9 protein-coding genes and 1 pseudogene are annotated in these 6,690 nt (G+C 66.5%); 8 read left to right on the top strand and 2 right to left on the bottom strand.

What is annotated here, in order from left to right:
* Positions 1 to 543: 543 nt before the first annotated feature.
* The 6 genes from QZY48_RS28380 (at position 544) to QZY48_RS28405 (ending at position 4,464) form a co-directional block, all read left to right on the top strand.
* On the top strand, positions 544 to 759 hold the full coding sequence (locus QZY48_RS28380; RefSeq protein WP_366929800.1) for a FeoA family protein: 216 nt from the start codon (positions 544 to 546) through the stop codon (positions 757 to 759).
* Positions 756 to 3,116 carry a Fe(2+) transporter permease subunit FeoB gene (gene feoB, locus QZY48_RS28385; RefSeq protein WP_295437002.1) on the top strand — a complete coding sequence of 787 codons (2,361 nt, stop codon included), beginning with the start codon at positions 756 to 758 and terminating at the stop codon, positions 3,114 to 3,116. Before QZY48_RS28380 ends, feoB begins: the two co-directional genes overlap by 4 nt.
* Before the next feature lie 2 nt (positions 3,117 to 3,118).
* Positions 3,119 to 3,376 (top strand): FeoC-like transcriptional regulator, encoded by a 258-nt coding sequence (locus tag QZY48_RS28390; RefSeq protein ID WP_295437003.1) that lies wholly within the window; start codon positions 3,119 to 3,121, stop codon positions 3,374 to 3,376.
* A gap of 263 nt (positions 3,377 to 3,639) precedes the next feature.
* A complete protein-coding gene (locus tag QZY48_RS28395) occupies positions 3,640 to 3,771 on the top strand; it encodes a hypothetical protein (RefSeq protein WP_295437004.1) in 132 nt (43 codons plus the stop codon).
* 82 nt (positions 3,772 to 3,853) lie between these two features.
* Positions 3,854 to 4,093: a DUF433 domain-containing protein gene (locus QZY48_RS28400; RefSeq protein WP_295437005.1), complete on the top strand. Its 240-nt coding sequence runs from the start codon at positions 3,854 to 3,856 to the stop codon at positions 4,091 to 4,093.
* On the top strand, positions 4,090 to 4,464 hold the full coding sequence (locus QZY48_RS28405; RefSeq protein ID WP_295437006.1) for a DUF5615 family PIN-like protein: 375 nt from the start codon (positions 4,090 to 4,092) through the stop codon (positions 4,462 to 4,464). The genes QZY48_RS28400 and QZY48_RS28405 overlap by 4 nt, the downstream gene beginning before the upstream one ends.
* A gap of 456 nt (positions 4,465 to 4,920) precedes the next feature.
* Here the strand turns inward: QZY48_RS28405 and QZY48_RS28410 are convergent, their stop codons facing one another.
* Together QZY48_RS28410 and QZY48_RS28415 are read right to left on the bottom strand one after the other, a co-directional pair.
* Positions 4,921 to 5,139 carry a hypothetical protein gene (locus QZY48_RS28410; RefSeq protein ID WP_295437007.1) on the bottom strand — a complete coding sequence of 73 codons (219 nt, stop codon included), beginning with the start codon at positions 5,137 to 5,139 and terminating at the stop codon, positions 4,921 to 4,923.
* Between the two features lie 260 nt (positions 5,140 to 5,399).
* Positions 5,400 to 5,693 (bottom strand): type II toxin-antitoxin system Phd/YefM family antitoxin, encoded by a 294-nt coding sequence (locus tag QZY48_RS28415; RefSeq protein WP_295437008.1) that lies wholly within the window; start codon positions 5,691 to 5,693, stop codon positions 5,400 to 5,402.
* Between the two features lie 253 nt (positions 5,694 to 5,946).
* Between QZY48_RS28415 and QZY48_RS35095 the strand changes: the two are divergent.
* Together QZY48_RS35095 and QZY48_RS35100 are read left to right on the top strand one after the other, a co-directional pair.
* Positions 5,947 to 6,045, top strand: a pseudogene (locus QZY48_RS35095) (ribbon-helix-helix protein, CopG family); the annotation flags it as partial.
* A gap of 560 nt (positions 6,046 to 6,605) precedes the next feature.
* Positions 6,606 to 6,690 (top strand): MerR family DNA-binding transcriptional regulator (locus QZY48_RS35100; RefSeq protein WP_366929801.1); only part of this gene is annotated, 85 nt, incomplete at its 3' end.

Genomic DNA, 6,690 nt, shown 5'->3' on the forward strand with positions numbered 1-6,690 from the left:
CCGTGAAAGTGCGTAGTCAGGCCATCCTGGCCTGACGGTGTCGGGGCTGGAACAGTCAGGGCTGGAAGCCCTGACTACGCCGCCCCGCACGCTGGCCATCGGCTAGCGGTCGAGAGGACTTTCATGTTCCGGGGTGGCGCGGGTGCCATGGCCGTTAGCCTTGACGCGCGCCAAGGCGCAAGCCGTGGACTCCAGGCGCTTGGGCTGCGGCGCTCAACTTGACGGCAGTGACGCTCCAGCCAAGAAAATCATCGGTTAGCGAAAAGTTGCATCGGTCGGGCAGCGCGACGCCCAGATAGGGTTTGCATCGGATCGAGTCCGGGTTTAGGATGCGAATCATTCTCGTTAGCTATTGGCGCCGCGCCTGCCACCATGACCAATTCCACCGTCGCCTGCCCTGACCGCCCAGCTCCGAGCGCCCATCGTAAGGATGCGGCCAACCCCGGTCGCCTGGAGACCTGGGTGCGGTCCCTCTGGTCCGTGCGGCCGCGGACGCGCCCCGTCGAACCAATCTACGCCGAGCGCTTGACGACCCTCAAGGCGATGCGGGTCGGGGAGCGCGGGCGGGTGGAGGGCTTCGCGGAGGGGGGTCGGGCCTATCGCCGCAAGCTGCTGTCCATGGGGCTGACCCCGGGGGTGCAGTTCCAGGTGTTGCGCGTCGCGCCCCTGGGCGACCCGGTGGAGGTGCGGGTGCGCGGCTCGAATCTCAGCCTGCGCAAGGACGAGGCGGCGACGCTGCGGGTCGAGCGTCTGACGTGAGCGCGCACCCCGAATTCACCATCGGGGTGGTCGGCAACCCCAACTGCGGCAAGACGACGCTCTTCAATGCCCTGACCGGCGCCCGGCAGCGGGTGGGCAACTGGCCGGGGGTGACGGTCGAGCGCAAGACCGGGCGCTACCGCTTCGAGGGCGTGGATTTCAACCTGGTGGACCTGCCCGGGACCTACTCCCTGGACGTCATCGCGGCCGGGACGGACCAGGACGTGTCGCTCGATGAGCGCATCGCCCGGGACTTCGTGCACGCGCGCGAGGCGGATCTGATCCTCAACATCCTGGATGCCTCCAGCCTGGAGCGTAACCTCTATCTCACCACCCAGTTGATCGAGATGGGGCGCCCCCTGGTCTTGGCCCTCAACATGATCGACGTGGCCCGCGACCACGGCCTGCGGATCGACGTGGATGAACTGGCCCGGCAACTCGGCTGCCCGGTGGTCCCGGTCTCCGCGGCCGGCGGGGAGGGCCTGGACCACCTGAAGCGGGTGGTACTGGCGGCCGTGCAGGCCCCGCCGGTCGCCACCGCGCAGGTCGTCTACGGCGAGACCCTGGAGTCCGCCATGGCCGTGCTCCTGCCGCGTCTCACCCCCATCGCGGCGGCCGCCGGGGACCCGCCGCGGTGGCTCGCCGCCCGGCTGCTGGAGGGCGACGATCTGGTGCGCGGCCTGGTGGGGGAGGCGGTCAGCCCCGCCGAGGTCCGCTCCCTGCTCGGGGAGCAGGCGGACGACGTGGACATCCTGCTGGCCGACGCCCGCTACGGCTTCGCCCACGGGCTCACCCACGCGGCCGTGGCCCAGACCGGGCAGGCGTCGCGCGACCTGTCCGACGCCATCGATCGGGTCATACTCAACCGGGTGTTGGGCATCCCGATTTTCCTCGCCGTGATGTACCTGCTCTTCATGTTCACCATCAACATCGGCGGGGCCTTCATCGACTTTTTCGACCACGCGGCCGATACCCTCTTCGTCGTCGGCACCGCCCATGTCCTGACCGGTCTGGGGGCGCCCGGCTGGTTGACCCTGCTGCTGGCCGAGGGCCTGGGCGGCGGTCTGCGGGTGGTCGCCACCTTCATCCCGATCATCGGCTTTCTGTATATCTTCCTGTCCGCGCTGGAGGATTCCGGGTATATGGCGCGCGCCGCCTTCGTCATGGACCGCTTCATGCGCGCCATCGGTCTGCCCGGCAAGTCATTCGTACCGCTCCTGGTCGGCTTCGGCTGCAACGTGCCGGCCATCATGGCCACCCGTACCCTGGAGAACCATCGCGACCGGATCCTGACCATCCTTATGGCCCCCTTCATGTCCTGCGGGGCGCGGCTGCCGGTCTATGCGCTCTTCGCCGCCGCCTTCTTCCCGGTGGGCGGGCAGAACGTCGTCTTCGGGCTCTATCTCATCGGCATCGCGGTGGCGGTACTGACCGGCTTCGTCATGAAGTTCACCCTGCTCAAGGGTGAGAGTACCCCCTTCGTGATGGAACTGCCGCCCTACCACCTGCCGCGGGTCAAGGGTGTGGCCATGCGGACCTGGGAGCGCACCCAGGGGTTCGTGGTCGGGGCCGGGCGGGTCATAGTCCCTATGGTCCTGGTGATTACGGTGTTCAACAGCCTGGGCACGGACGGCAGTTACGGCAACCAGGGCAGCGACCGCTCCGTGCTGGCCGCGATCGGCCGCACCACGGCCCCCGCCTTCGCCCCCATGGGGCTCAACGCTGACAACTGGCCGGCGACCGTCGGCATCTTCACCGGCCTGCTGGCCAAGGAGGCCGTGGTGGGAACACTCGACGCCACCTACTCGGCCCTGGGCGCCGCGGCTGCCGGGGGGGTGACGCAGCCGCCGCCCTTCAGCCTGTGGGGCGGCCTGCGGGCTGCGCTTGCGACCATCCCGGCGAACCTGGACCAGGCCCTGGGCAACTGGGGCGACCCCCTGGGGCTGGATTTGGGCAACCTGAACGATGCCCATGAAGCCGCCGCGCGCCAGTCGGTCAAGAGCGGTACCTTCGGGGCCATGGCCGCGCGCTTCGACGGAGCGGCCGGCGCCTTCGCCTACCTGCTGTTCATCCTCCTCTATGCCCCCTGCACCGCGGCCGTCGCCGCCATCTGGCGGGAAAGCAGCCCCGGCTGGACCCTCTTCGCCGTGGGCTGGACCACCGGCCTGGGCTACGCCATCGCCACGATCTTCTACCAGGGCGCCATCTTCGCCCGCGACCCGGCCAGCGCCAGCGCCTGGATCGCCGCCATGGTCGGACTCTTCATCGCCGCGGTCGTCCTGATGCGCGTGCTCGCAGACCGCGCCGGCCCGGGCCGGGGGCTAGACCCCGGACAACCGCTGATCAAAGGGGTTTGACAATGATCCTATCCGAACTGACCGGTTACCTCGCCGAACACCACCGCGCCCCCCTGATCGACCTGGCCACCCGCTTCGACTCAAGCCCCGACGCCGTGCGCGGCATGTTGGCGACGCTTGAGCGCCGCGGCCGGGTGCGCCGCATCGCCAACGGCGCGGCCTGCGGGAGCGGGTGCGGTAAGTGCGATCAGTCGAAGGTGGAGACCTATGAGTGGGTTGCCGCGCCGGCTCCGGCCGGCGTTGGGACACCGTCGGTCTGAGTCGCAGGTCGGGTTAGCGAAGCGTAACCCGAGGATTCGCGTCCCGGCTGTCGGGTTACGGCGCGTCGGACCTCGCGGATTACAGCAAGGCTCGGTGCGCGCGCCTAACCCGACCTATGCACTGCTCGGCCTCACCACGCTGTTCTTCATCGGCGCGGCGGTCTATGGCTGGCGGCACGGCGATTTCAGCGGCCCGGCCGCGGTGGCGGACTACACCAAGGTCCCGCTGGGGATGCTTCTGGGCTATTATTTCGGAGTTCGTTATGAACAAGGCAACCAAGCGCGTCCAGATGGAGATGCCGGAGGCGGCCTTTGAGCGGTTGGCGTGGCTGAAGGAGAAGACCGAGGCTGCCTCCTACGCGGGCAATCTGACCCGGCTGGAGTTGCTCGTCTGACGCTTGGCCGTCAAGCCCCGGCACCCCGGCGCGATGCCGGGGTGTCCGGACCCCAGTCTGACCCGAATACCGGAGGCCACCGATGGATTGGCGAGGCAGAATCACCAGCGACCCGAGCATCCTGGTCGGCAAGCCGACCATCAAGGGGACCCGGATCTCCGTCGACCTCATCCTCGGTTGGCTGGCGAATGGCTGGAGCATGGAGGACATCCTGACCGCCTACCCGCACATTACGCGCGACGATGTGCAGGCGGCACTTGCCTTTGCCGCCGAGATGCTACGCGAGGAAGAATACATCGCCATCCATAAGGCGACCGCATGAACCCGCGTCTGCTGGTCAACGAAAACTTTCCCATGCCGGCCCTTCGCATCCTGAGGGAACAGGCCGTCGATGTCCAAGCCGTGGTGGAAACCTGCCCGAGCGCGCCGGATGAGCAAGTGCTTGCCTTGGCGTGTGCCCAGTCGCGTTGGCTGGTCACCTATGACCGTGACTATGGCGAATTGATCTATTCGCTGAGACTCCCGGCTCCGCCTGCCGTTCTGTATCTCCGGCAGGAGCCCTATCCGCCGGAGCGTCCGGCGCGGATTCTCCTGGGCCTGATGGCCGATCCCGCTCGCGTCGAGGGCTTCTTCCTCGTGGTTTCTGAGCAATCAATCCGTCGGCGCCCGCTGCCTGTTCGCATCTTGGGGTGACACGCTGGCGCAAGCCCCCAGTTTGCGGCCGTCCCCGTCAATGACCAGTAAGGTCTTGACCCCTTGCTGGGCAAAGGACCGGGCCGCTACCCCGAGCCCAGTCGTGGGCCGAAGCGCTTCGATGCCCATGGGCGTCGAATCGCCGGCGCACCGCCCGCGGTGCGGGCGCTCGATGGCACGGGCATGTCCGGGGTAGTTCGTAGGTCGGGTTAGCGAAGCGTAACCCGACGATTTTCTTGGCGGCTTTCGGGTTAGGGCGCGTCTGACCTCGCGGATTGCAGCAAGGCTCGGTGCGCGCGCCTAACCCCACCCCTGGAATTTCCTGATGCAATTGGGTACTGACACCGCAGAGCAACCAGTCCCCAAAGCCCGGCATACGCCGCAGCGCAATGGTCGGACGGTTCTTTACGCGTCCGTCGGACTGCGGGAGCGGGGTTAGAACGACGTCGCCCGCGTTCATAAGCGTCTCACATCGGCCGGCGTGTACTCGGGCTCATCGTCCCCGTAGGCACCCGCAAGCCCGGTGCCGGCAAGGCTCGCCCAAGGGTCGCGGTCGAAATCCGTCGTCGGCGCCACCACCGTCACGAGGAGCCGAGCGTTATCGGGAAGCTCAAAAGGTTCGTCGAGAACGATCGATTGGCCGTCGAAATGGGCCTGCAATGTAATGCTTGGCATATCGATATACCTCAGTCGCTCGGTGAATCTCAATCACTTCCTTGACTCGTTCCCAAGTTCCGCTTGGGAATGCGGTTCCGGAAGTTCTGCGTTCAGTAGGTCGGGTTAGCGAAGCGTAACCCGACGATTCGCGAGCTAGCCGTCGGGTTACGGCGCGTCTGACCTCGCGGATTACAGCAAGGCTCGGTGCGCGCGCCTAACCCGACCTACGAACTGCGGGCGCGCCAGTTCCGACCAGACGTTGGTATCGAGGAGGTATCTCATCGGTCCCAAGAGAAATCCCGGCCGGCCTCTTTGGGACGCAAGCTCGCGACCTCTTGATCGGTCAGCGGCTCGCCCCCGTCCTCCTGCAAGCGCTTGCGCCAACCCGCAAGAAAGTCGAGATACCCGGTCGGCTTGGGCAGTGCGTTGGTGAGGCGATTGAACTCCTGCTCGGACAGGATCACCGCCACCCGTTTGCCGCGGCGGGTGATATGCACGGGTTCTCCGGCCTCGGCCCGCTGCACCAGGCTTGGCAGCCGCGCCTTCGCGTTGACAATCGATGTATCGGACATTTGATGGCTACCCAGGCGACGTTATAGGCATCCACGGGGTGGTGCTTGACTGAGCGCCGTAGGCCCGGCCAGCGTCGTACGCTTTGCGTGTCTCTGCGAGCCTGCGCGGTTTGTTCTCGTCTCCGGCTCCGCCCGACTTTCATGGCAACCTACGGACTCGGTCCGCGTACCGCATCCGCACCATCGCGGAGTTGTTCGCGAAGGATCGACGGCCTATATTGTAGCCTGATCGGCGATATAACCGGAGATTCCAGTGGTAGCCCTTTCCATCGAATTGCCCGAGGAGTTGGCGGCCGCAAGCCTGGATGTCGCGCGAGGGCTCGGCGTGTCCAGGTCCGAGCTGATCCGCCGGGCATTGGAGCACGAGAACGCACAAACCGTGCGGCGGCGGAGCGCCGCACCAGGGCCGAGGACTTGCGGGCTATGGCTTGCGACCCCGTGGCCCGCCGTTTCGCGCAAGACCTCGACGCGGCGCTTGGCGAACCGCTGCCTTTGGCACGGGAAGCCTGGTGGAAAGGCTGATCCGCGGCGGCATCCACCTGGCGCGGCTCGACCCAGCCAAGGGCGCGGAGATCGGGAAGCTCCGTCCGGTGGACTTACTGTCCGCGTAGGAGATCCTGGATATCGACTCCCCGCTGGTGTTCGTCTGCCCCTTAAGCAGCCGATCCGAGCCCCGCTATGCGTCCCTGCATGTGGCCTTACCGCCGCGCCTGACCCGCGTCGCCTGGTGTCGCGTAATCCGTTGGATTAGACTTCGCCGATGCTGACCGTCGCCGAAGTGCCCGAATACATCCGCCGAGCCGAAAAGCTCCTGAGCGCAGACGAGCGGCGCGATCTGGTGTGCTATCTGGCCGCGCACCCCCGCGCCGGGGCTTGAACTGTTGCGATTAAAGTTGTACATTTTTGCCAAACATGAGCAAAAAAGTGTACAAAGTAAGGATAGGCGAGGCGGCGGAAGCTCTTGGGGTTTCGCCCGCGACCGTGCGCCGCTGGGAGA

This window comes from uncultured Thiodictyon sp., from assembly GCF_903828115.1.
Classification (GTDB): Bacteria; Pseudomonadota; Gammaproteobacteria; order Chromatiales; family Chromatiaceae; genus Thiodictyon.

Bases quoted from the DNA above. Each gene is read 5' to 3' on its own strand.
- QZY48_RS28380 (WP_366929800.1), top strand. From the start codon at position 544: ATGCGGGTCGGGGAGCGCGGGCGGGTGGAGGGCTTCGCGGAGGGGGGT.
- QZY48_RS28390 (WP_295437003.1), top strand. From the start codon at position 3,119: ATGATCCTATCCGAACTGACCGGTTACCTCGCCGAACACCACCGCGCC.
- QZY48_RS28395 (WP_295437004.1), top strand. From the start codon at position 3,640: ATGAACAAGGCAACCAAGCGCGTCCAGATGGAGATGCCGGAGGCGGCC.
- QZY48_RS28400 (WP_295437005.1), top strand. From the start codon at position 3,854: ATGGATTGGCGAGGCAGAATCACCAGCGACCCGAGCATCCTGGTCGGC.
- QZY48_RS28405 (WP_295437006.1), top strand. From the start codon at position 4,090: ATGAACCCGCGTCTGCTGGTCAACGAAAACTTTCCCATGCCGGCCCTT.
- QZY48_RS28410 (WP_295437007.1), bottom strand. From the start codon at position 5,139: ATGCCAAGCATTACATTGCAGGCCCATTTCGACGGCCAATCGATCGTT.
- QZY48_RS28415 (WP_295437008.1), bottom strand. From the start codon at position 5,693: ATGTCCGATACATCGATTGTCAACGCGAAGGCGCGGCTGCCAAGCCTG.